The sequence below is a fragment of the Angustibacter sp. McL0619 genome (genome assembly GCF_049994355.1).
Lineage (GTDB): Bacteria > Actinomycetota > Actinomycetes > Actinomycetales > Angustibacteraceae > Angustibacter.
Genome location: NZ_CP188257.1, coordinates 3,650,150 through 3,673,152, shown reverse-complemented (window position 1 = coordinate 3,673,152; position 23,003 = coordinate 3,650,150). Strand labels below are relative to the sequence as shown.

The 23,003-nt window shown below is 72.6% G+C and carries 24 protein-coding genes; 16 read left to right on the top strand and 8 right to left on the bottom strand.

The genetic code is table 11. The annotated features are described in order from the left end of the window. Nucleotides 1–11 precede the first annotated feature (11 nt). The gene (locus tag ACPPVT_RS17030) at nucleotides 12–467 is read right to left on the bottom strand and encodes a metallopeptidase family protein (protein WP_426562319.1); all 456 of its coding nucleotides are present in this window, start codon (nucleotides 465–467) and stop codon (nucleotides 12–14) included. A gap of 112 nt (nucleotides 468–579) precedes the next feature. Here ACPPVT_RS17030 and ACPPVT_RS17025 point away from each other — a divergent pair, with 112 nt between their 5' ends. The 7 genes from ACPPVT_RS17025 to ahcY all read left to right on the top strand — a co-directional run bounded on the left by ACPPVT_RS17025 (nucleotide 580) and on the right by ahcY (nucleotide 6,936). Continuing rightward, nucleotides 580–945, top strand: coding sequence for a DUF3499 domain-containing protein (locus ACPPVT_RS17025; RefSeq protein ID WP_426562317.1), 366 nt, complete (start codon nucleotides 580–582; stop codon nucleotides 943–945). Nucleotides 946–1,108: 163 nt separating this feature from the next. Beyond that, nucleotides 1,109–1,354 carry a hypothetical protein gene (locus ACPPVT_RS17020; protein ID WP_426562315.1) on the top strand — a complete coding sequence of 82 codons (246 nt, stop codon included), beginning with the start codon at nucleotides 1,109–1,111 and terminating at the stop codon, nucleotides 1,352–1,354. A gap of 90 nt (nucleotides 1,355–1,444) precedes the next feature. Further along, complete coding sequence (locus tag ACPPVT_RS17015; protein WP_426562313.1) at nucleotides 1,445–2,851, top strand: phosphomannomutase/phosphoglucomutase; 1,407 nt, start codon at nucleotides 1,445–1,447, stop codon at nucleotides 2,849–2,851. A 17-nt stretch (nucleotides 2,852–2,868) separates the two neighbouring features. Continuing rightward, on the top strand, nucleotides 2,869–3,069 hold the full coding sequence (locus tag ACPPVT_RS17010; protein WP_426562311.1) for a Trm112 family protein: 201 nt from the start codon (nucleotides 2,869–2,871) through the stop codon (nucleotides 3,067–3,069). A gap of 15 nt (nucleotides 3,070–3,084) precedes the next feature. After that, entirely contained in the window at nucleotides 3,085–4,251 is a 1,167-nt protein-coding gene (locus tag ACPPVT_RS17005; protein ID WP_426562309.1) for an SIS domain-containing protein, read from the top strand. A gap of 30 nt (nucleotides 4,252–4,281) precedes the next feature. Further along, nucleotides 4,282–5,193: a cation diffusion facilitator family transporter gene (locus ACPPVT_RS17000; RefSeq protein WP_426562307.1), complete on the top strand. Its 912-nt coding sequence runs from the start codon at nucleotides 4,282–4,284 to the stop codon at nucleotides 5,191–5,193. Between the two features lie 306 nt (nucleotides 5,194–5,499). Then, entirely contained in the window at nucleotides 5,500–6,936 is a 1,437-nt protein-coding gene (ahcY, locus tag ACPPVT_RS16995; RefSeq protein ID WP_426562305.1) for an adenosylhomocysteinase, read from the top strand. Nucleotides 6,937–6,987: 51 nt separating this feature from the next. On the opposite strand, the gene ACPPVT_RS16990 is transcribed toward ahcY, so the two are convergent. Beyond that, nucleotides 6,988–7,803 carry an RDD family protein gene (locus ACPPVT_RS16990; protein ID WP_426562303.1) on the bottom strand — a complete coding sequence of 272 codons (816 nt, stop codon included), beginning with the start codon at nucleotides 7,801–7,803 and terminating at the stop codon, nucleotides 6,988–6,990. 58 nt (nucleotides 7,804–7,861) lie between these two features. Between ACPPVT_RS16990 and ACPPVT_RS16985 the strand changes: the two genes are divergently transcribed. From ACPPVT_RS16985 to ACPPVT_RS16975, 3 genes are read left to right on the top strand one after another with little or no spacing between them, the layout of a single operon-like run. Beyond that, nucleotides 7,862–8,857 (top strand): stage II sporulation protein M, encoded by a 996-nt coding sequence (locus ACPPVT_RS16985; protein ID WP_426562301.1) that lies wholly within the window; start codon nucleotides 7,862–7,864, stop codon nucleotides 8,855–8,857. 14 nt (nucleotides 8,858–8,871) lie between these two features. Beyond that, nucleotides 8,872–9,483, top strand: a complete 612-nt coding sequence (locus ACPPVT_RS16980; RefSeq protein ID WP_426562299.1) for a GNAT family N-acetyltransferase — start codon at nucleotides 8,872–8,874, stop codon at nucleotides 9,481–9,483. After that, nucleotides 9,473–9,847, top strand: coding sequence for a VOC family protein (locus ACPPVT_RS16975; protein ID WP_426562297.1), 375 nt, complete (start codon nucleotides 9,473–9,475; stop codon nucleotides 9,845–9,847). The genes ACPPVT_RS16980 and ACPPVT_RS16975 overlap by 11 nt, the downstream gene beginning before the upstream one ends. A 31-nt stretch (nucleotides 9,848–9,878) precedes the next feature. Here ACPPVT_RS16975 and ACPPVT_RS16970 read toward each other — a convergent pair whose 3' ends face one another. From ACPPVT_RS16970 to ACPPVT_RS16950, 5 genes are read right to left on the bottom strand one after another with little or no spacing between them, the layout of a single operon-like run. Next, nucleotides 9,879–11,174: a DUF58 domain-containing protein gene (locus ACPPVT_RS16970; RefSeq protein WP_426562295.1), complete on the bottom strand. Its 1,296-nt coding sequence runs from the start codon at nucleotides 11,172–11,174 to the stop codon at nucleotides 9,879–9,881. Between the two features lie 10 nt (nucleotides 11,175–11,184). Further along, nucleotides 11,185–12,174 (bottom strand): AAA family ATPase, encoded by a 990-nt coding sequence (locus tag ACPPVT_RS16965; RefSeq protein WP_426562293.1) that lies wholly within the window; start codon nucleotides 12,172–12,174, stop codon nucleotides 11,185–11,187. Beyond that, nucleotides 12,171–13,337: a DUF4350 domain-containing protein gene (locus ACPPVT_RS16960; RefSeq protein ID WP_426562291.1), complete on the bottom strand. Its 1,167-nt coding sequence runs from the start codon at nucleotides 13,335–13,337 to the stop codon at nucleotides 12,171–12,173. The genes ACPPVT_RS16965 and ACPPVT_RS16960 overlap by 4 nt, the downstream gene beginning before the upstream one ends. Next, on the bottom strand, nucleotides 13,334–13,981 hold the full coding sequence (locus ACPPVT_RS16955) for a DUF4129 domain-containing protein (RefSeq protein WP_426562289.1): 648 nt from the start codon (nucleotides 13,979–13,981) through the stop codon (nucleotides 13,334–13,336). Before ACPPVT_RS16955 ends, ACPPVT_RS16960 begins: the two co-directional genes overlap by 4 nt. Nucleotides 13,982–14,039: 58 nt before the next feature. Then, entirely contained in the window at nucleotides 14,040–15,188 is a 1,149-nt protein-coding gene (locus ACPPVT_RS16950) for a glycerophosphoryl diester phosphodiesterase membrane domain-containing protein (RefSeq protein ID WP_426562287.1), read from the bottom strand. A 226-nt stretch (nucleotides 15,189–15,414) separates the two neighbouring features. On the opposite strand from ACPPVT_RS16950, the gene mtrA reads away from it, so the two are divergent. Genes mtrA through ACPPVT_RS16930 form a run of 4 tightly spaced genes read left to right on the top strand, consistent with a single transcriptional unit; the run spans nucleotide 15,415 to nucleotide 20,252 of the window. Then, nucleotides 15,415–16,095 carry an MtrAB system response regulator MtrA gene (gene mtrA, locus ACPPVT_RS16945; protein ID WP_426562285.1) on the top strand — a complete coding sequence of 227 codons (681 nt, stop codon included), beginning with the start codon at nucleotides 15,415–15,417 and terminating at the stop codon, nucleotides 16,093–16,095. Beyond that, nucleotides 16,092–17,762: an MtrAB system histidine kinase MtrB gene (mtrB, locus tag ACPPVT_RS16940; protein WP_426562282.1), complete on the top strand. Its 1,671-nt coding sequence runs from the start codon at nucleotides 16,092–16,094 to the stop codon at nucleotides 17,760–17,762. The genes mtrA and mtrB overlap by 4 nt, the downstream gene beginning before the upstream one ends. Then, nucleotides 17,759–19,528, top strand: a complete 1,770-nt coding sequence (locus ACPPVT_RS16935) for an LpqB family beta-propeller domain-containing protein (protein ID WP_426562280.1) — start codon at nucleotides 17,759–17,761, stop codon at nucleotides 19,526–19,528. The genes mtrB and ACPPVT_RS16935 overlap by 4 nt, the downstream gene beginning before the upstream one ends. Nucleotides 19,529–19,538: 10 nt before the next feature. Next, nucleotides 19,539–20,252 (top strand): ComF family protein, encoded by a 714-nt coding sequence (locus ACPPVT_RS16930; protein ID WP_426562278.1) that lies wholly within the window; start codon nucleotides 19,539–19,541, stop codon nucleotides 20,250–20,252. A gap of 1 nt (nucleotide 20,253) precedes the next feature. Here ACPPVT_RS16930 and ACPPVT_RS16925 read toward each other — a convergent pair whose 3' ends face one another. Next, the gene (locus tag ACPPVT_RS16925) at nucleotides 20,254–21,255 is read right to left on the bottom strand and encodes an IS481 family transposase (protein WP_426562277.1); all 1,002 of its coding nucleotides are present in this window, start codon (nucleotides 21,253–21,255) and stop codon (nucleotides 20,254–20,256) included. Nucleotides 21,256–21,602: 347 nt separating this feature from the next. On the opposite strand from ACPPVT_RS16925, the gene hpf reads away from it, so the two are divergent. After that, nucleotides 21,603–22,259, top strand: coding sequence for a ribosome hibernation-promoting factor, HPF/YfiA family (gene hpf, locus ACPPVT_RS16920; protein WP_426562275.1), 657 nt, complete (start codon nucleotides 21,603–21,605; stop codon nucleotides 22,257–22,259). 17 nt (nucleotides 22,260–22,276) lie between these two features. Beyond that, nucleotides 22,277–22,993 (top strand): response regulator, encoded by a 717-nt coding sequence (locus ACPPVT_RS16915; RefSeq protein WP_426562273.1) that lies wholly within the window; start codon nucleotides 22,277–22,279, stop codon nucleotides 22,991–22,993. The last annotated feature ends 10 nt before the right edge of the window (nucleotides 22,994–23,003 follow it).

The window sequence follows — 23,003 nt, the reverse complement described above, 5'->3', positions numbered from 1 at the left end:
GCGCTTCGGCGCTAGTCGTCGTCCAGCCCCGGGTCGACCTGGCGGGGGTCCAGGTCGAGCAGGTGCGCCACCTGTTCGACGACCACCTCGTGCACCATCGCGGCCAGCGCCTCGCGGTCCGGTGCGCGGGTCTCCAGCGGACGCCGGTAGACGACCACCCGGGCGGACAGCGCGCCCTGCGCGGGGAACAGCCGGCCCAGCGGCACTTCGCCGTGCTCCCACGGCGCCGGGTCGCTGGGTGGTACGTCCTCCACCGCGAACTCGACGCCGTCCAGCTCGCGCGACCAGCGCTGCTCGAGCCGGTCGGCGGCGTCCAGTACGAGGTCGTCGAACTGGGCACGGCGGGAGCGGTGCGCGGGCAGGTCGGCCGGAGCGAGGGGGCCACGCAGCCCGCGGCCGCGGCGGTCCCGCCGAGGGACCCGGGCACCTGAGCGCGGGTCTGGGATGGGAGGGGGCCGGCGCAGCACCCCGCCAGTCTAGGTCGACCCGGACGGCGCTGACGTCGCTGCGCCCGACACGACCTGCGCCCGGTCCGGCAATCCCGCTCGGTGTCGCTCCGGGCCGGTAACGTCGAACCTCGTGAACCCCCTGCGTCGGTGCACCCGCCCTGCGTGCACCCGCACGGCCATCGCGACCCTGACGTACGTGTACGCGGACTCCACGGCGGTGCTCGGTCCGCTCGCGACCTACGCCGAGCCGCACTGCTACGACCTGTGCGCCGTGCACGCCGAGCGGCTGACCGCCCCCCGGGGGTGGGAGGTGATGCGTCTGGCGCCGGAGGTCGAGCCGGCCGGTCCGAGCGACGACGACCTGCTGGCCCTGGCGAACGCCGTCCGCGAGGCCGCGCGTCCGGTGATGCCGGCCGCTCCCGCGGTCGCCGCCGGCACGGTCGAGATCGGGCGCCGGGGCCACCTGCGGGTGCTGCGCGACCGCGACCAGATCTGAGACCGCGTCTGAGACCAGGTATGAGATGGGCGGGAGGACTGTGGTCGGCGCTGTCCGAATAGTCGCGACACGCCGACTGCTCAAGGTTTCCGGGCGGCTGGACGACGTTGTAAATGTCGCGCTCGCCCGGCGCGTTTCCTGCTCCGCTCGGAAGGTCACCCTGATGGCTCGTTCCGCCGCCGCACGCCCCTCCCTGCCGCTCGGCTCGCTGACCCAGCGCGAGGCCCGCACCGTCGCGTCCTGCCTCGGGTGCTCGTCGCCGCGGGTCACCTCGCTGTCGATGAACCTCACCGACGGCACCCCGGTCGACTTCATCTCCTGCCGCGTCTGCGGTCACAAGACCTGGAGCCACCTGGGTATCGAGCTGTCCGTCAGCGACGTGATCGAGCGCACCCGCAAGGTCAGCTGACCGACGCCGGGGTCCGTCGTGGCCCCGGCTAGGCTCGGGCACCGCGACCCCGGCCCCGAGGGTCCGCTCAACACCGACCGCGGAGCCCGGATGCCCAGCCTGTCCTCGATCGTCAAGGCGTACGACGTGCGTGGCGTGGTCCCCGAACAGCTCGACGAGCGGGTCGCCCGAGCGCTGGGCGCGGCCTTCGCCGAGGTGGTGGCCGACGACCGGTCCGGCTCCGTGGTCGTGGGCCATGACATGCGTGACTCCTCGCCCGGGCTGGCCGACGCCTTCGCCGCCGGGGCGCGCTCGCGCGGCAAGGACGTGATCCTGGTCGGGCTGGTCTCCACCGACGCCCTGTACTACGCCTCGGGGGCGCTGGACTGCCCCGGCGCGATGTTCACCGCGAGCCACAACCCGGCGCAGTACAACGGGATCAAGCTCTGCCGGGCCGGGGCCCGGCCGGTCGGCCAGGACACCGGCCTGGCCGACGTCCGGCGGATCGCCGAGCAACTGCTCGCGCGCGGCGAGGAGCGCGCGCCCGCCGCCGGCCAGGTGCGTCGCGACGTACTGGTCGACTACGGCCGCCACCTGCGCGACCTGGTGGACCTGCGCGAGAGCCGTCCGCTCAAGGTCGTCGTCGACGCCGGCAACGGGATGGCTGGACTGACCGCACCCGCGGTGCTCGGCACTGCCTGCGGCCTGGCCCCCCTGCCGCTGGACGTCGTCCCGCTGTACTTCGAGCTCGACGGCTCGTTCCCCAACCACGAGGCCAACCCGCTCGAGCCGGCGAACCTGGTGGACCTGCAGGCCGCGGTGCTGGCGCACGGGGCCGACCTCGGGCTGGCCTTCGACGGCGACGCGGACCGTTGCTTCGTGGTCGACGAGCTCGGCGAGCCGGTCAGCCCGAGCGCGGTCACCGCCCTGGTCGCCGCCCGCGAGATCGAGCAGGACCTGGCCGCTGGCGGCAGCCCCACCGTGATCCACAACCTGATCACCTCGCGGGCCGTCCCGGAGCTGGTCGGCGAGCTCGGCGCACGAGCGGTGCGGACCCGGGTCGGCCACTCATTCATCAAGGCCCAGATGGCCGAGCACGACGCCGTGTTCGGCGGCGAGCACTCGGCGCACTACTACTTCCGCGACTTCTGGTTCGCGGACACCGGGATGCTGGCCGCGATGCACGTGCTGGCCGCACTCGGCGAGCAGGCCGGCCCCCTGTCCGCGCTGGTCGGCCGCTACGAGCGGTACGTCGCCTCCGGTGAGCTGAACAGCACTGTGTCGGACCCCGTCGAGCGCACCGAGGCGGTCCGGCTGGCGTTCGCCGGCGACGGCGTGCAGGAGGACCACCTGGACGGGCTGAGCCTGACCTGCGACGCCCCGGACGGCCGGCTGACCTGGTCGCTGAACCTGCGGGCCAGCAACACCGAACCGCTGCTGCGGCTCAACGTCGAGGCGGTCGACCGGGCGACGATGGCGCAGGTTCGTGACCGGGCACTGGCGCTCATCCGGGCCTGACCTGGCAGGCTGTCCCCGTGACCACACCGAATGCCATCGAGCCGTGGCTGCGCGCGATCCTGCGTTGCCCCAAGTGCCTGTCCGAAGTCCGTGACGAGACCGGCCCCACGGGTGCGCCCGAGCTGGTCTGCACCGGCGCGGACTGCGGCCTCGCGTACCGGGTGGACGACGGGATCCCGGTGATGCTGATCGACGAGGCCCGTCCGCCGTCGACCTGAGCGGGTGCGACCCTGATGGACACCGAGCTGCTGGACGACGCCGAGGCGATCGGGTCGGCGGACCCGACCGGCGTGCTGCGCGCGCTGGCCACGGCCGGCGCCCAGGTGCGCGAGGCGATCGTCCGCGGTCACGAGGCCGGCGTCGCCTCCATCGGGGACGGTGACCGCCCCCGATCGGTGCTGGTGGCCTCGCTCGGTGGGTCGGCGATGGTGGCCGACGTGCTGGCCCTGCTCGCCGGGGCCGGTGCCCCGATCCCGGTCACGGTGCGCCGCGGCCTGCCGTTGCCCGGCTGGGTCGGTCCGCTGGACCTGGTCGTCGCCGTGTCGCTGTCCGGACGCGCGGGCGGCCCGTTGGCACTGGCGGCGGAGGCCGGACGCCGCGGCGCCCGGCTGCTCACCGTCGGTGCGCCGGACTCGCCGCTGGCCGACGTGTGCGCGCGGGCCCGGGGCGTGCACGTCCCGGTGAAGCGGCCGCACGAGCCGGGCCGGTCGGCGGCCGGTGCCAGCTCGCGCACCTCGTTCTGGTCGCTGCTCGTCCCGGTGCTGCAGGCCGCCTACGCGCTCGGCATGGTGGACGTGGACGACGCGCTGCTCGCCCGGGTGGCCGACCGGCTGGACGACGAGGCCGAGGCGGCCCGTCCGGCGTCCGAGTCGTTCGTGAACCCCGCCAAGGTGCTCGCGGTGCAGCTGGCCGGTTCCGTGCCGGTGGTGCTCGGTGACGGCCTCGTCACCGGCGTGGCGGCGCGACGGGCCGCCGCCATGCTGGCCCGCACCGCGCGCACGCCCGCCGTGTTCGGCTCACTCCCGGACGACGCGAGCGAGGTGGTCGCGACGTTCGACGGACCGTTCACCGGACGGCCGGACGACGTGTTCGCCGACCCGTTCCTGGACGCACCGACCGGGCCGAGCCTGCGCCTGCTGATGCTGCGCGAGCCGCCACCGGACCCGGCGCGGGACGGCCAGGACGTCTTCGAGGCCGCCGAGCTGGCGGACCGGGTGCGCGGGCTGGCCGAGGACGTCGGGGTCGCGGTCAGCGAGGTCGCCGCCGATCCCGGGCACCCGCTCGAGCGGCTGTCCGGGTTGGTGGCGCGCACCGACTTCGCGTCCGTCTACCTCGCCCTGGCGCTCGGGCTGGACCCCGGGCTGTCACCGCACGTCGCGGACCTGCGCGACGCGCGCTGAGCCCACCGATTCGAGCACTGGAGCACCGGCATGTCGGCAAGTGGTGGCAAGACTGCGATCGTCGCGGCGCTCGCCGCGAACCTGGGGATCGCGGTCACCAAGTTCGGCGCGTTCGCGTTGACCGCGTCGAGCTCGATGCTGGCCGAGGGCATCCACTCGCTGGCCGACTCCGGCAACCAGGTGCTGCTGCTGGTCGGCGGCAAGCGGTCCGAGCGGGAGGCGACCGCCGAGCACCCGTTCGGCTACGGCCGCGAGCGGTACGTGTACGGCTTCATCGTCTCGATCGTGCTGTTCAGCATCGGTGGCCTGTTCGCGCTCTACGAGGCGTGGCACAAGTGGCACGACCCGCACGGGATCGACGCCTGGAGATGGGTTCCGATCGTGGTGCTGCTGGGCGCGATCGCGATGGAGTCGTTCTCGTTCCGGACGGCGATCCACGAGTCCAACGAGGTGCGCGGCGGCCTGTCGTGGGTGCAGTTCGTGCGGACGGCGAAGGCACCCGAGCTGCCGGTGGTGCTGCTGGAGGACCTGGCCGCGTTGATCGGCCTGGTCTTCGCGCTCTTCGGCGTCTCGATGACGCTGGTCACCGGCAACGGACGCTGGGACGCCGCGGGCACGGCGATGATCGGCGCGCTCCTGGTCAGCGTCGCCGTGGTGCTGGCCGTCGAGATGAAGTCGCTGCTGCTGGGGGAGTCGGCCACGGTGGCGAACGTGCGCGCCATCGAGGCCGCCCTGGTCGGGCCGGGCGTCGAGTCCGTGATCCACATGAAGACCCTGCACCTCGGCCCTGAGGAGCTGCTGGTCGCCGCCAAGATCGCGGTCGGCGCGACCGAGACCGCCGCCGACGTGGCCCTGGCGATCGACGCCGCCGAGCGCCGGGTGCGCGACGCCGTCCCGATCGCCAGCGTGATCTACCTCGAGCCCGACATCCGCCGCCCCTGATCCCCCGTCCCCCCACCCCCCGCCGCCCCTTCCCGCCCCCTTCCCGCCCGCCCCCTTCCCGCCCGCCCCTTTTCCCGCACTTGTGGTGGGTTGCGGGGGTCTCACGGGCCGGTGAGACCCCCGCAACCCACCACGAGTCGGTGGGTCGTGGCCGGACGCGGTAAGGTGGATGTCGTTTCCGGCGTCGGTGATGCCGCAGGCCCAGAGGGGCCGCGCCGGGTGCGAGCGTGCTGGCCCCTGGGCTGGTCCGTTCCTCGTACCCGATGACGCACCCGATGAAGCACGGCGAACCCGAAAGGCACACCCATGACGTTCGACTACCAGGTCCGCGACCTCAACCTGGCCGAGGCCGGCCGGCACCAGATCCGCTTGGCCGAGCACGAGATGCCCGGCCTGATGTCCCTGCGCGAGGAGTTCGGCCCGAGCCAGCCGCTGGCCGGCGCCCGGATCGCCGGCTCGCTGCACATGACCGTGCAGACCGCCGTGCTGATCGAGACCCTGACGGCTCTCGGCGCGCAGGTGCGCTGGGCCTCCTGCAACATCTTCTCCACCCAGGACGAGGCGGCCGCGGCCGCCGTCGTCGGCCCGAACGGAACCGTCGACGACCCGCAGGGCGTCCCGGTCTTCGCTTGGAAGGGCGAGACGCTGCCCGAGTACTGGGACTGCACGGTCAAGATCCTGACCTGGCCCGGTGGCGAGGGTCCGAACATGATCCTGGACGACGGCGGCGACGCCACCCTGCTCGTGCACAAGGGCAAGGAGTTCGAGGGTGCCGGCGCGGTGCCCGAGACGACCGAGGCCGACTCCGAGGAGTACCGCGTCATCCTCGACGTGCTGCGCTCCACCATCGCGGCCGAGCCGACCAAGTGGACGACGGTCGCCGACGGCATCCAGGGCGTGACCGAGGAGACCACGACCGGCGTGCACCGGCTCTACCAGCTGGCCGAGGCCGGCGAGCTGCTGTTCACCGCGATCAACGTCAACGACTCGGTGACCAAGAGCAAGTTCGACAACAAGTACGGCTGCCGGCACAGCCTGATCGACGGCATCAACCGGGCGACTGACGTGCTGATCGGCGGCAAGGTGGCGCTGGTCGCCGGCTTCGGTGACGTCGGCAAGGGCTGCGCGGACTCACTGCGCGGCCAGGGCGCTCGGGTGCTGATCACCGAGGTCGACCCGATCTGCGCGCTGCAGGCCGCGATGGAGGGCTACCAGGTCGCCCGCCTCGAGGACGTGGTCGGCGACGTCGACATCTTCGTCACCACCACGGGCTGCTACGACGTGATCACCGCCGACCACATGCAGAAGATGAAGCACCAGGCGATCGTCGGCAACATCGGCCACTTCGACAACGAGATCGACATGGCCGGGCTGGCCCGCCTCCCCGGTGTCACCCGCACCGAGATCAAGCCGCAGGTGCACGAGTGGACCTTCGCGGACGGCCACTCGATCATCGTGCTGTCCGAGGGGCGTCTGCTGAACCTCGGCAACGCCACCGGTCACCCGAGCTTCGTGATGAGCAACTCCTTCTCGAACCAGACGATCGCCCAGATCGAGCTGTTCACCCGCGGCGAGGAGTACCCGCTCGGCGTGCACGTGCTGCCTAAGCACCTGGACGAGAAGGTCGCCCGGCTGCACCTGGACGCCCTCGGCGTCCAGCTGACCGAGCTGTCCAAGGCCCAGGCCGAGTACCTCGGCGTGCCGGTCGAAGGCCCGTACAAGCCGGAGCACTACCGGTACTGAGCTGACCGGCCGCCCGCCGGGCGGTCCATGACTGGCGCGGGTGCGCCGTCCTCAGGGGCGGTGCACCCGCGCCAGTGCTGCTTCCACCGAGTTCGTGCCGGCCAACCGGTACCGCTGCTGCTGCTCACGGGCCAGCCGGACGACGTCCCGGTTGCGTCGCTCGGCGAGCACCGCCGCCAGCACCAGCTCGGGGTGGGTGCCAGGTGGCGGCTGCGGCGACACGTGCTCGCACACGGCGTCGGCCAGCGAGTGGGCCATGTCGGCTCGGGCCGCCAGGTGCATGCCGTTCGCGCGGCTCAGGAACTGCCGGACGGCCAGCGCGAGCCCGTCGGGCAGCCGCCCGATGTCGGCGTGCCGGGCCCAACCGGCCAGCTGCGGCGGCATCGTGGCCATCACCGAGACCTGCCGGGACGGACGCTCGCGCACCACGTACGTGCCGGCCGCCAGGTCGCCGAGCCGCTTGCCGTCGGGCGAGACCAGCGAGCTGATCAGTGCCGGCACCCCCCAAAGCACCCAGATCTCGACGAAGCCGACCAGGCCGCGTACCAGGGCGTGCCGGAAGCGGATGGGGCCCCCGTCGTCGCGCACCGCGCGCATCCCCATGATCAGCTTGCCCAGCGTCCGGCCGCGGGTCAGCGTCTCGATGGTGACCGGTACGCCGACCGCCACCGCGATGAGCACGACGAGGGTGAGAGCCGCCGCGGCCGCGCCGTCCAGGCCAGCGACCAGCTGGGTCATGACCACGAACAGCCCGAGCAGGACGAGCACCTCGGTCCCGAGGTCGATCGAGCCGGACACCGCGCGCGAGGCGAAGGACGCCGGACGGACGTCGAGCAGGACCGCGTCGCCGGTCACCATCGCGTCCATTCGGGCAGGCTAGCGGGTTGCCCCCGCAGTCCACGTGAGCAGGCAATAGGGTCGGCGAGTGGACCTGGACGCCTACGTCAGCGCGCACCGTGACGAGTGGGCGCGGCTGCACGACCTGAGCGGTCGACGGCGGCTCAGCGGAGCCGAGGCAGACGAGCTGGTGGCCCTGTACGAGCGGGTCGGCACCCAGCTGTCCGTCGTCCGGTCCACCGCGCCGGACCCGGCGCTGGTCGCCCGGCTGTCCACCCTGGTGGCCCGGGCCCGGGCGGCGACGACGGGCAGCCACGAGGCGGCCTGGCGTGACCTGTCCCGGTTCTTCACGACGTCGTTCCCGGCCGCGCTGTACCGCACGCGCTGGTGGTGGGGGATGTGCGCGCTGGCGTCCCTGCTGGTGGCGCTCGCGATGGGCTGGTGGGTCGCAACCCACCCGCAGGTGCAGGCGGCGGTGGCCACGGACGACAAGATCCGCAGCCTGGTGCAGAACGACTTCGAGAGCTACTACTCGCAGTACGCGGCCGGCAGCTTCGCCGCCCAGGTGTGGACCAACAACGCCTGGATCGCCGCACTGTGCATCGCCTCGGGGGTGCTCGGCCTGCCCGTGCTGTGGATCCTCTACTCGAACGCGATGAACGTCGGTGTGGTCGGCGGGCTGATGGCCAGCGGCGGACGGCTGGACCTCTTCTTCGGCCTGATCCTGCCGCACGGCCTGCTCGAGCTCACCGCGGTATTCATCGCCGCGGGTGCCGGGCTGCGACTGTGCTGGGCCTGGATCGACCCCGGGCCACGGACCCGCTCGCGGGCGCTGGCCGAGGAGGGTCGCGCGGCGGTCGCCATCGCGATGGGACTGGTGCTGGTGCTGGCGGTCTCCGGCGTGATCGAGGCGTTCGTGACGCCGTCCCCGCTGCCGACGTGGGCGCGGATCGGCATCGGCGTGCTGGTGGAGGCCGCGTTCCTGACGTACGTGTTCACGCTCGGCCGGTGGGCGGTGGCACGCGGCGAGATCGGCGACCTGGAAGAGGCCTACGTCGGGGACTCGCTGCCGGTCAGCGGCTGAGGCAGGGTGGTGTGGTGACGACGCCACCGATGGGGGAGTACGTGACCAAGCCGCTCACGCCGCAGACGTGGGCCGATTTCGCTGCCTTGGTCGAGGCGAACAACGGCGTCTGGGGTGGGTGCTGGTGCATCGGCTTCCACCCGGACGGATTCCAGGAGACGCGGGAGGGCAACCGCGCGGCGAAGTGTGCGCACGTCGAGAACGGAACGGTGCACCAGATCCTCGCCTATCTCGACGGTGAGTGCGTGGGCTGGTGCCAGTACGGGCCGCCCGGCGAGGTCGCCACGATCAAGAACGCCAAGGCCTACGAGAAGGAGCTCGTGGACCTGCCCGACTGGCGGATCGGCTGCGTCTTCGCCGACAGCAAGCACCGGCGCCAGGGCGTGGTCCGGGCCGCGCTGGCCGCGGCGCTGAGCGCGATCGGCCAGGCCGGCGGAGGTGTCGTCGAGGCGTACCCCGAGCAGCTGGAGGGCCGCGGACCGCAGCGAGGCGCCTACTTGCACACCGGCCCGGAGAGCCTGTTCGAGGAGTTCGGCTTCGACCGTGACCGTCGCATCGCGAAGTGGCGCTGGGTCATGCGCCGGACGGTCGAGGACCAGAGCCCGAGGAGTCGACGTGCTCGCTGACAGTGACCTGATTGCTTTCGCTCCCACCGCCGACCTGGCCAGGGCGCGGACCTTCTACGAGTCCGTTCTCGGGCTCCCGGTCGTCGATGAGAACCCGTACGCCTGTGTGTTCGAGGCGCACGGCACGATGCTGCGCGTCACTGCGGTGGGTGAGGTCGCCAAGCCCGGCTACACCGTCCTGGGCTGGCGGGTCGCCGACATCGGCGAGACGGTCACCGGCCTCGAATCCGCCGGCGTGGTGTTCGCCCGCTACGACGGCATGGAGCAGGACGCCCAGGGCGTGTGGACCACCCCGAACGGCGACCGCATCGCGTGGTTCAGCGATCCCGACGGGAACGTCCTCTCACTCACCCAGTTCAGCTGACGCGGTCAGTGCCCGGCGGCCTGAGCTGCCCTCAGAGCCTGCCGGCGGCCTTGAGCTCGAGGTAGCGGTCCGCGAGCCGCGGCGGCAGGTCGACGGGGGAGGCGTCCACCACGTCGGCACCGAGTCGGCCGAGCAGCCGGGCCACCCGCTCGCGCTCCAGCCGCGTCCGTTCGGCGGCCGCGGCGGCGTACACGTCCTCGGCACTGGTCCGCACCCGGCTCATCCGCTCGATCTCCGGATCGGCGACCGAGGCGACCACCACCTGGTGCCGCCGGGTCAGCTGGCCGAGCACCGGGAGCAGTCCCTCCTCGACCACCGCGGAGTCCAGCGACGTCAGCAGCACCACCAGCGAGCGCTGGGTGAGCCGCCCGGCGATCGCACCGACCGCCACCGACCAGTCCGCCTCGACCAGCTCGGCCTGCAGCGGCACCATCGCGCTGACCAGCGCCGACAGCAGGGACGACGCGCCCGCACCCTCGACCCGAGCCCGGAGCCGGCGGTCGACCGCGATCAGGTCGACCCGGTCACCGGCCCGGCTGGCGAGTGCGGCAAGCAGCAGGGCGGCGTCCATCGCCGCATCCAGCCGCGGCTCGTCACCGACCCGGGCCGCTGCGGTGCGTGAGGTGTCCAGCACGAGCACGACCCGGCGGTCCCGCTCCGGGCGCCAGGTGCGCACCAGGACCTCGCTGCGCCGGGCGGTGGCCCGCCAGTCGATGCTGCGCACATCGTCCCCGGCGACGTAGTCGCGCAGCGAGTCGAACTCGGTGCCCTGGCCGCGCACGTTCACGCTGGACCGGCCGTCGATCTCGCGCAGCCGAGCCAACCGGCTCGGCAGGTGCTTGCGCGAGGTGAACGGGGGCAGCACCCGCAGCCGACCCGGCGTCGCGATGGAGCGCTGGCGGGCGGCCACCCGCAGCGGCCCCAGCGAGCGCACCGTCAGGCGATCCGCCCGCAGGTCGCCGCGCCGGCGGGCCAGCAGCGCGGTGCTGACCCGACGTCGCTCGCCGGCCGGGACGTCGAGCCGCTGGCGGACGTCGGACGCACCGGCGGACGGCTGCCAGGCGTCCCGGACCAGCGCGCGCAGCCGGCGTCGTCCGGAGTTCAGCACGGTCAGCTCGGACGACGTCGGCTCACCCAGCCGGACCGAGCCAGTCGCCGCCCGGGTGACCGTCAGCCTTCCTGGGCTGGCCGCGAGCAGCAGGTCCAGGGCGATGGCGGTCGCGAGCACGAGCAACCAGACGCCGACGCCCGCCACGCTGGGCTGCACCAACGCCACCCAGCCCACCCCGAGCAGGGCGAGCAGGGCGCACCGACCGGTCAGCGCCACGCCGGCCGCCTCATCGGGGAACGGGTACCGAAGCCAGCACCCCGTCCAGCACGGCGTCCGCGGTCACGCCCTCGAGCTCGGCCTCCGGTCGCAGCGAGACCCGGTGTCGCAAGGTCGCCGCCGCCAAGGCCTTCACGTCGTCGGGCGTCACGTACGTGCGGCCGGCCAGCCAGGCCCACGCACGGCTGGTGGCCAGCAGCGCGGTGGCGCCACGCGGCGAGACGCCCAGCGACAGCGACGGCGACACCCGCGTCGCCCGGGCCAGGTCGACCACGTAGCCGAGCACCTCGGGGGCGACGTGCACGGTCCGTACGGCGGCGCTGGCCGCGGTCAGGTGCTCGCGGCCGGCCACGGCCCGGACGCCGGCGCCGGGCAGGTCGCTCGGGTCGAAGCCGTCCGCGTGCCGCTGCAGCACCTGCACCTCCTGCTCGCGGGCCGGAACCGGCAGGTTCAGCTTCAGTAGGAAGCGGTCCAGCTGCGCCTCGGGCAGGGGGTAGGTCCCCTCGTACTCCACCGGGTTCTGGGTCGCGCAGACCACGAACGGGTCGGGTAGCGGTCGAGGGGTGCCGTCGATGCTGACCTGGCGCTCCTGCATGGCCTCGAGCAGCGAGGCCTGGGTCTTGGGCGGTGTCCGGTTGATCTCGTCCGCAAGCAGCAGGTTGGTGAACACCGGGCCTTCGCGGAACGAGAACTCCGCCGTCCGCGCATCGAAGACCAGCGAGCCGGTGACGTCACCGGGCATCAGGTCGGGGGTGAACTGCACGCGCGACGTGGACAGGTCGAGCGCCGCGGCCAGGGTGCGGACCAGCAAGGTCTTGGCCACCCCGGGCACGCCCTCGAGCAGCACGTGCCCGCCGGCCAGCAGGGCGATCACCAGACCGGTGACGGCGGCGTCCTGGCCGACCACGGCCTTGGCGACCTCGGTGCGCACCGCGCGCAGCGCCTCGCGCGCCTCCTCGGCACGGTCGCCGGGGGGCTCGGGTGCGGGCTGTTGGGTCACGGTCGGTGAACCTCCTTCTCCAGGGCGTCCAGGTCGCGGGCAAGCCGCACCAGTGTGGCGTCATCCGCGGGGTCAGGTCCCACCAGCAGGTCCTCGACCTGGTCGGCGGGTCGTCCGGTGGCGGTGGCCACGGCGGCGGCGACGGCCGAGACGTCAGCCGTGCGGGCCAGGCCGGTTCGGGTGGCCAGCCGCCGGACGGCAGCGACCCGCAGCACCTGCGCGGCGCGCCCGCGCGCCCGCGCCCGGCGGTACAGCTGGGCCCGTCCGCGGGTGGTCTCGATCGCTCGGACGACGACCGGCAGCGGCTCGGGGACCAGCCGTCCGAACCGGCGCGCCCGCCAGATGATGACGACCGCGAGGACGACGACGAGCTGCAGTGCCCCGTACCGCACGGCGTCCGGCAGCAGCTCGTTGATCGTCGGTGCCTCGGCCTGCGGCGCGCCGTCCAGCGGGTCAGGCGTCCACCAGACCAGCTCGGCCCGACGTCCCAGAGCGCCCACGGACAGGGACGCGTTGCCGTCCGTGCCGATCCGGTCGTTGGTCATCGCGGTGCCGGAGCCGAGCAGGGTGGTGATGCGTCCGTCGTCGAAGGCGATCTCCACGTAGGCCGCGGCGGCCGGCTGGCCGGGCAGCCGCTGCACCGGGTAGCAGGACGCGGTCTGGCCGTGCGTCTGAGCGATGTCGTTGCGGGAGTAGGCGAGGTCGTCGAAGTACGCGGTGCCGGCCCGGGTCGGCAGGGCGGCACCGCAGGCCGGGTGCAGCAGCCCGGTCTCGGCGGCCGGGCCCGATCCGTAGGGCAGGTCGAGGTCGGCCAGCACGTCGTTGCCAGCGGCGACCACCACGAGGTCGGAACGGCCGTCCTGGGTCAGCCGGCGCAGGTCTGCCGCCCGCCCCACGCCCAGCAGATCCGGCCGGGCGACCACCACTCCGACCGGGCCGGAGGCCTGGCCGACGTCCCTGCTGACATCCGCGAACCGGTGCCGGACCCGGACGTCGACTCCGTGGTCGCGCAGCACGTGGACAAGGGCCAGCGAGCCGTCGGGGGCAGCGCTGGCCGGGTCCAGCCGGGCCCCGGAACTGGGACGCAACAGGAGCAGGCTCAGCCCGACCGCGGCGACCAGCACGGCGGCGAGCATCGCCGGGAAACGCCAGCCCCGCCTCACCGCGGCGTCCCCGCGCCGAGCCGGCCACCGGCGACCGCGGTGTCCAGCGCCCGCAGCCGCTCGTCGTCCTCGGCGGTGGCCGGCCGGTCGCCGTAGCTGACGTCGTCGAAGACGGTTGCGGCCAGGGTCAGCCGGTCGGCCAGGTCGGGGAGCACCCGGCCGGCCTCGCGGGCCGCCTCGTCGGCGGTCCGGCCGGGGCGGTCGTCCAGCAGCGCGCGCTCGTCCAGCGAGCGGACGACGGCCCGGAACCGCTCCCGGACGGCGTCGGCCCAGCGTCCCTGCGCCGCGGCATGCTCGGCGAGCAGCCGGTGCTGGCCGGCGCTGAGCACGGCGTCGTCGAACAGTCCGTCCTGGCGCGGGCCGCGACTGGGTCCACGCAGTCGTCCGGTGCGCAGTCGGACCACCACGGCGACGACCACGACGAGCAGGGCGAGCAGGGCGAGCGCCGCGTAGGGGTTGGTCAGCGCGGACGGCCGGAAGTCGATCTCACCCAGCTTGGTGAGCACCCACTGCACCGCGCGGTGCAGCAGGCCGGGCCGGGCCCTGGCATACACCGGGTCGCTCAGCTCCTGTCGGGCCCACTCCCGCGCCAGGATGCGGCCCGGCTCGAGCGGTGCGGTGGACCAGCCCAGGCTCACCGGCACCGGCCCACGAGGCGGCGCCGCGTCAAGCGGGTCGGCCGGGTCGGCCGGGTCGGCCGGATCACGGCAGGTCCTCGGCGCGCTGGGCGCTGGCGTTGTTGGCTGCGGCGCGGGCCAGCGCGACGTCCAGCCCCTCGCGCCGGATCCTCAGGTCGATGTAGAGCAGGCAGACCACCGCGGCCCCGAACGGTGACACCACGGCGGCCGACACCACCGTGCCGAGGTTCGAGACGGCGGACGAGACCAGCAGCGAGATGGTGATGGTGGAGGTGTCGTCGCCGACCCCGATGGCCGCCCCGACCAGCTCGCCGATGATGCCGAAGGGCAGCTGCAGCAGGCTCGAGGCCACCCAGCCGATGAGCCCGGTGAGCAGCAGGACGCCGAGCACCCGCCACCACGAGCCGGTGCCGAGCCGCCACGAGCGACGCAGCGCGGCCCAGACTCCCAGCCGCTCCAGCAGCATCGCCGGTGCCGCGAAGGCCAGTCGGATGTACAGGTAGACCAGCGTGCAGATCGCCAGGGGCACGCCGACCACGGTGGCCAGCACCCCGGCCGGCAGCGCGAGCAAGTAGAGGCCGGCGACCGGCAGGGCGATCACCACCAGGGCGAGCAGCAGCAGCAGGCTGCTGAGCAGCGTGAGCGCCACGAGGCGGCCGACACCGCGCCAACCGACCCGGCGGATCACCTCGGCCGTGCTCGGACGCAGCCCGATGACCGCGTCGCTGACCGCGCTGATCAGGATGCCGTTCAGCACCGACAGGGCCAGCCCCTGGACCAGGGCGGGGATGATCACGGCGACGACCCCAGCACCGACCAGGTCGGCCGCCTGGTCAGCGCCGAAGCTGCCGTTGGCGGGATCCAGTGCGTCGAGCGCCTGCGGCAGCCCGAGCAGCAGCAGCGCCGTCGACAGCACGACCGCGATACCCATCACCAGTGCGGAGAGACCGAACATGACCCGCGGGTTGTGCCGCATGGTGCGCACCGCGCCGTCCAGCACGTCGCCCAGACCCAGCGGTCGCAGCGGGACCACTCCTGGGGTCGGTGGCGCCCACGCCTGACCGGGCGGCAGCCCGGGGCCGTACCCGGGGGTGGCGCCGTACAGCGGTGGCGGTCCCTGGCTCGGCGGGATGGGGACGTACCGCGGCTGCCCCCAGCCGCCCGACCGCTGGTCGTCGGCACCGGGTGGTTCCCACCCAGGTGGATGAACCATCGGACGTTCCCCCTCGATCCTGAGCCCGCCGGCACGCGGTGAGCAGGGGGCAATCGTGCCACGCCCCTGGGCGGTTTCGGGCGCGACTCTGCACACGGCCGACACACTGCCTGCACCAAGCCTGTGGATGGATTGGTGTGTCGACTACCACAGGGGTGGGATCATGGATGAGGCGGATCCCCCGCCATGACTTGCACATGCCCCCGGGCGGACGAGGAACGGGTCGATGAAGGGTCGCGTACTGGTCGTCGATGACGACATTGCTCTGGCCGAGATGCTCGGCATCGTGCTTCGTGGCGAGGGTTTCGAGCCGGTTCACTGCGGTGACGGCGAGGGTGCCATGACGACCTTCCGCGAGGTCCGCCCCGACCTGGTGCTGCTCGACGTGATGCTCCCCGGTGTCGACGGCATCGAGGTCTGCCGGCGGATCCGCGCCGAGTCCGGGGTGCCGATCGTGATGCTCACCGCCAAGAGCGACACGGTGGACGTCGTCGTCGGCCTCGAGTCCGGCGCCGACGACTACGTGGTCAAGCCCTTCAAGCCCAAGGAGCTCATCGCCCGGGTTCGTGCCCGGCTGCGCAGCTCGGGGGACGCCGCGCCGGAGCGACTCGACATCGGCGACCTGACGATCGACGTCGCCGGCCACTCCGTGGTGCGCGACGGCACGCCCATCTCGCTGACCCCGCTCGAGTTCGACCTGTTGGTCGCGCTGGCCCGCAAGCCCTGGCAGGTCTTCTCCCGCGAGGTGCTGCTCGAGCAGGTCTGGGGCTACCGGCACGCCGGCGACACCCGCCTGGTCAACGTGCACGTGCAGCGGCTGCGCTCGAAGATCGAGCTCGACCCCGAACACCCCGAGATCGTGGTGACCGTCCGTGGCGTCGGCTACAAGGCAGGTACCACCGGGTGACGCAGCTGAACGGTTTGTGGCAGCTCCTGGGCCGCCCGGTCGCAGCGGTGCGACACCGGTGGCGGCGCTCGCTCCAGCTGCGCGTGGTGTCGACCACGATGCTGCTGGGCCTGATCGTCGTGTTCGCCCTCGGCACGGTGGTGCTCCAGAGGATCCAGTCCGGTCTCGTCGCCGAGCGGCTGACCGCTGCCCGTGGCGAGGCGACGCGAGGCTTCGTCGACGCCCAGGCCCAGCTGGCGACCGCCACCGACTCGACCGGTCTCAACCTGCTGGTCACCGACATGCTGCCCCGGCTCGCCTCGCCGAGCCCGGACCGCAGCCGCGACGTGGTCCTGCTGCGCAGCCTCGGCAACGACCTGCCCGCCGTGCTGCCGGACCTGAACTCGCGCACCGTCGACCGTTCGATCATCCCGGCGGACATGCGCCAGCGGGTGACCGGGTCCGGCGACCAGGAGGAGCAGTTCGTCCGGATCCGCTACAACGACTCCGACAAGACCGTGCCCGGCATCGCCATCGGCTCGAACGTGAAGGTCCCGTTGGCGGGGGCCTACGAGCTCTACTTCGTCTTCAGCCTGGAGCGCGAGCAGGACACCATCAACCTGGTCCAGCGCAGCCTGGTCGGTGGCGGAGCGGTGCTGGTGCTCCTGGTTGGCGGCGTCGCGTACGTGGTCACCCGGCAGGTGGTCCGGCCAGTGCGGCAGGCCGCCATGGTCGCCCAGCGGCTGTCCTCCGGGCGGCTGCAGGAGCGCATGGTGCCGCGCGGCGAGGACGACCTGGCCAGGTTGGCCGGGTCGTTCAACACGATGGCGCACAACCTGCAGACGCACATCAGCCAGCTGGAGAACCTCTCGCGCGTGCAGCAGCGCTTCGTCAGCGACGTCTCGCACGAGCTGCGCACTCCGCTCACCACGATCCGGATGGCCGGCGACCTGCTGCACGAGGCCCGGGCCGACTTCGCGCCGGGCGTCTCCCGCTCCGCCGAGCTGCTGCAGACCCAGCTCGACCGGTTCGAGGCACTGCTGTCCGACCTGCTCGAGATCAGCCGGATCGACGCCGGTGGTGACCTGCTGGACGTGGAGCCGGTCGACCTGCGCGACATCGTCAGCCGGGTGATCGAGAACGAGACCCCGCTGGCCATCCGGACGGGCAGTGAGCTGGTGGTGGTGGACACCGGCCAGCCCGCGCTGGCCGACGTCGACCCGCGCCGCATCGAGCGCATCCTGCGCAACCTCGTGGTCAACGCCCTGGAGCACGGCGAGGGTCGGCCGGTCGAGGTGCGGACCGCGATCGACGACGAGGGCGTGGCGATCTCGGTGCGCGACCACGGCGTCGGGCTCCGTCCGGGCGAGGCCGCACTGGTGTTCAACCGGTTCTGGCGGGCCGACCCGTCGCGTGCCCGCACCGTCGGCGGCACCGGGCTCGGCCTGTCGATCGCCATCGAGGACGCGCGCCTGCACCATGGCTGGCTGCAGGCCTGGGGCGAGCCTGGCCAGGGATCCTGCTTCCGACTCACTCTGCCGCGCACTGCGGCCGGCGAGCTGACGTCGTCCCCGCTGCCGCTGGCACCCGAGGAGGACGAGGCCCCGGTCGAGGTCGGCAAGGCCTACCAGCGTCTGCCGTCCCCGCCGGTCAACTTCGGCGGCGCGCCGTGGGTGGGCCGGCAGTGAGCCGCCGCCGATCGGTGCTGCTGGGCGGCCTGGCGCTGGCCCTGGTCGCCTCGCTGACCGCGTGCGGCTCCGCGATGCCGGACTCCGGCGTCGCCGGCGCCGGCCGGCCAATCGGTGAGGGGTCGTCGCGCGAGCCGCTGCAGATCGCCCCGGTCGGCCCGCGCCCGGACGCCGGACCGGCTGAGATCGTCGGTGGCTTCCTGAAGGCCGGCGCAGGCTTCGACGGTGACCACGCGGTCGCCCGAACGTTCCTGGACGGCGAGGCGCGTGCTGCTTGGCGCCCGGCCCAGGGGACGATCGTCTACCCCGACGACCCGTCCCTGACGGTGGTCTCGCACGGCAGTGGCGTCAACCGCGAGGTGGTCGTCAGCGCGCCGGTGTACGGCACCATCGACGCCGACGGTCGCTTCGCTCCGGCCAAGCCCGGCACCACCGCGCGCACCACCTTCCAGGTGCGCCGCCTCGGCCAGGTCTGGCGGATCGAGACGCTGTCAGCGCAGTTCGGGCTGTGGATGCCGCGCTACGAGTTCCAGCGCTCGTACACACCGCTGCGCATCTCGTTCGTGGCCACCGGCACCCGGCAGCTCGTCTCCGACCAGCGCTGGTTCGCCGGCAGCCGTGCGAGCCTGGCCACCGCAGCGGTCCGCGCCCTGCTGGCCGGCCCTCCGGCGTACCTGAAGGATGCGGTGACCACCGGCTTCCCGACCGGCACGACGCTCGGGGTGGACGCGGTGCCCACGTCTGGCGGAACGGCCCAGATCGACCTCTCGACCCGAGCCCTGGCCGCCTCCCCGGACCAGCGCCAGCAGCTGTGGTCGCAGCTGTTCGCGACCCTGCACCAGCTGCCGACTGTGAACGACATCGAGGTGACCGCGGGCGGCGGGGCCTTCCAGGTGCCGGGGGTCGGCGCCGGCGGCTCCGACGCCGACCTCGGATTCCGCGACAACGTCCAGGTCGCCGGCCCGGTGCTGGTGCTGTCCGGTGGCCGCCTGAAGACCCTGGACGCCGCCGGTGCGCTGAGCCCGCAGATCAGCGGCCGGTTCGCCGGACGCCTGGACGTCAGCGGCCTGCGCTCCATCGCGGCCGGCCCGCACGACGACGCGGTGGTCGGTGTCGACGGCTCCGGCACCCGACTGCTGTCGATCGCCGCCCAGTCCGCTCCCGAGGAGCTGGGCCGTGGCGGCGACCTGGTGCCGCCGGTCATCGACCGTTCCGGCTGGGCGTGGACGGCGGATCGCGCCGCGGCTGGTCGCATGCTGGTCGCGCCCGCCACCAGCTCGGGTGCCGCTGCGTCGCAGAGCCCCGACAGCTCGGTGCGGATGGAGCCCCGCTGGCTCACCGGCCGCACCGTCATCGCGCTCGACGTGGCCCGCGACGGCTCCCGCGTCGCGGTGGTCTCCGCGGCGGCGGACGGCAGTACGAGGCTGGACGTCGCGGGCGTGGTTCGCGGCGACTCCGGCCGCCCGACGTCCCTGGCCCAGCCGTGGCAGGTCGGACAGTCGCTGGCCTCGGTCTCCGACGTGTCCTGGGCCGACCGCACCACGCTGGTCGTGCTCGGCGGGCAGTCGGGTCAGCGCCAGCCCTACCAGGTCGAGGTCGGCGGTGAGGTGAGCGCCCTGCCGAAGCTGCCGTCGGCCGTCGGGGTGATGGCGGGTTCGGGGGTGTCCTCGGTGTACCTGACCCTGGCGAACGGACACGTCGTGGTCCGGGCGGGCAGCGGCTGGCGCGATCTCGGGGCCGCGACCTCGGTCACGATCCCCTCGTGACCCACCGCGGGTGACCGGGCTGGCCGACCTGCTGCTGGCCAGGACGTGCGGCGGCTGTGGCGTCACCGGCACTCGGTGGTGCCCGTCCTGCGCGTCCAGCCTGATCGGACCGGTGCTGGCCACGAACCGTGGCCCGCTGCAGGTCTGGAGCGCCGCCAACTACGACGGAGCGCTGCGCGAGGCGCTGAACGCCTGGAAGGACCACGGGCGCGCGGATCTGGACGGCGTGCTCGCGATGGCACTGGCCGGCGTCCTCGACCAGGTGGACCCGGACCAGGTGGACCTGGACCAGCCTGGCCCGGACCAGCCTGGCCCGGACCAGGCGCACCCGGACCACCCGGACACAGACCGCCCGGGCCAGCCGGCAGCGCTGGTGCCGGTTCCGTCGTCCGCTTCCGCCCGTCGCGCACGCGGGCGCCACCCGGTGCGCGACCTGGCCCTGGCCGTCCGCCCTCGCCGTCGGGTGCTGCCCGGGCTGCGTCACGCTCGCCCGCTGGCCGACCAGGCGGGGCTGGACGCCGCCGCCCGGGCGAGCAACCTGCATGGGGCGCTACGGGTGCGGGCCGGCTGGCTGGCGCGGCTGCGCTCAGCGGGGCCGGTGCTGCTCATCGACGATGTGGTGACCAGCGGCGCGACCCTCCTCGAGGCTCACAGGGCACTCGAGACGGCCGGCGTGCAGGTCCGGGGCGCGGTCTGCGTGGCCGCGACCGTCCGCCGGATCTGAACTAGATGTAGTTCCCCGACAGGTTGTGAACGCGGGCTGCGGGGACGAGGCCTCCGATGCCGGTGTGGGGTCGGTGATGATTGTAGGAGTGGAGCCAGTCGGGGTAGGTCGCTGCGCGGGCTTGGTCGGAGAGATAGACCTGGGCGTAGGCCCATTCGACGATCAGGGTCCGGTTGAACCGCTCGACCTTCCCGTTGGTCTGGGGTCGGTAGGGGCGGGTCCGTCGGTGTTTGATGGCGGGCCCGAGGGCGTTGGCGAAGTCGCGTGAGCGGTAGCAGGAGCCGTTGTCGGTCATGACTGCCCGGACGGTGATCCCGGCTTGGGCGAAGAACGCGTTGGCGCGGCCCCAGAAGGCCGCGGCGGTCTCCTTGCGCTCGTCAGGCAGCGGCTCGGAGTAGGCCAGCCGGGAATGATCGTCCACCGCGTGGTGCAAGAAGACGTAGCCACGCGACGTCGGCGCGCCACCATGACCGGCCCGCTCGGTCCTGGCATGGGCGCGTCGGTGCTGTTCGGAGTCGCGACCAAAGGCCCGCCAGCCACCACCGTCCGGGATCCGGCCCAGCTTCTTGATGTCCACATGGACCAGGTCGCCCGGGGCCGCCGCCTCGTAGCGGATCGGCGATGGCTTGCGGACCGGCAGGCCGGTGGCCTGGTCGAGGTGGACCAGCAGCGGCATCCGATAACGCGCCAGGACGCGACCAACCGTCGATCGCGGAACCCCGAGGTGATAGCCGATCCGGTGCGGACCCCAACGCCGGCAGTACCGCAGCTTCACGATGCGCCGTTCAAGGCGGCGCGGGCAGCGCCGCGGCGACCGCGCTGGACGAGACGAGCAGTCCGTCATCGGCTCGCCATCACGGTAGCGCCGGGCCCACTTGGCCGCTGTCGCGGGCGAGACCTGCAACCGCTCCGCAGCACGACGGACCGTCCACCCCTGCTCGACGATCAGGACCGCCAGGCGTCGACGCCCCTCAGGCGTCAGCGGGGCATTAGCGTGAGTCACGAGGACCTCCAGTCGAGGGTTGGTGTCGTAACCCCCTCCGTACTGGAGGTCCTCGCTATCCGTCTACGCCTTCACGCTCACAACCTGTGTAGGAACTACAACTAGACGCCGGATTGGTCTGCCGCCGGGGTCCGCCCTGGCGTACGGTCGGTAGATGGGTCCCCAGGGCGAGGTCCGCTCCCGCGGACGGCTCCGCCCGGACCCGCGAACTCGAGGGCATCGGGGGTGGTGCCGCGGTTGAGTCCGGGTGAGCAGCCCGTCGATCGTTCTCGCTGCTGCAGCCTTGTTGCTGGCAGACCGCCGCTCCCCACCAGCGGGTGGGTGAGTGTGGAGAGGGAGGTCCCACTGTGGAGATCGTGGTCACCGGACGGCACGTCGACGTCAAGGACCGGTTCCGCCGCCATCTGGAGGAGAAGCTGTCCAAGGTGGAGGAGGTAGCCCCCAGGATCCAGCGTCTATCCGTCGTCATCACCCACGAACCGAACAAGCGGCAGACCGAGAATTGCGAGCGGGTCGAGATCACCTGCCACGGCAAGGGCCCCGTCGTGCGGGCCGAAGCGGCCGCGGTCGACCCGTACGTCGCGCTGGACAAGGCGCACACGAAGCTCCTGGAACGGCTGCGCCGAGCGCACAGCCGCAAGGTCGAGCGTCGTGGGCGTGGCACGGAGTCGCTGGCTCAGGCGTCGGCGAGACTCGCCCCGGAGCTGCCCGAGCTCGGACAGCCGCAGACCAACGGAACCGCTGACGGAGCCGAGAACTCGCTGGACGACAGCCCGATCGAGATTCGCGAGAAGGTGCACGCCGCCCCGCCCATGACGCTGGAGCAGGCGCTGTACGAGATGGAGCTCGTCGGCCACGACTTCTTCCTGTTCTGCGATGCGGAGACGGACCAGCCGAGCGTGGTGTACCGCCGACGCGGCTGGCAGTACGGCGTCCTGCACCTGGACGTGGAGCACAACGGCTCAGCCACGCACGCTCACGACAGGCAAGCCGCTACGGGCTGAGGTCGACCCGTGACAGAATGCTCAGGTCGCCCGCTAGGGACGACGGAGAGTGGGGAATCCTCGTGGTTGAAGGCGAGTCGATCCGGGTTCTGGTCGCTGACGATCACGCCCTGTACCGGCGCGGGCTCGAGATGGTGCTCGGTGCCGAGGAAGGCATCCAGATCGTCGGCGAGGCCAGCGACGGTGCCGAGGCGATCCGGCGCGTGGAGGAGCTGCTCCCCGACGTCGTGCTGATGGACATCCGCATGCCTCGGCGCTCGGGCATCGAGGCGTGCACCGCCATCAAGGACGTGGTGCCGTCGACCAAGATCGTCATCCTGACGATCTCGGACGAGGAGTCCGATCTCTACGAGGCCGTCCGGGCCGGGGCGAACGGGTACCTGCTCAAGGACGTGCCCGGCGAGGAGATCGCGGCTGGCATCCGGGCGGTGGCCAGCGGGCAGTCGCTGATCAGTCCCTCGATGGCGAGCAAGCTGCTCACCGAGTTCGCGTCGATGATCAAGAAGAGCGAGGAGCGCCCGCAGCTGCCGGTGCCGCGACTGACCGAGCGCGAGCTCGAGGTGCTCAAGCTGGTCGCGCGTGGCATGGCCAACAAGGACATCGCCAAGGAGCTGTTCATCAGCGAGAACACGGTCAAGAACCACGTGCGCAACATCCTCGAGAAGCTGCAGCTGCACTCCCGGATGGAGGCGGTCGTGTACGCCGTACGGGAGAAGATCCTCGACCTGACCTGAGTCAGGCTCT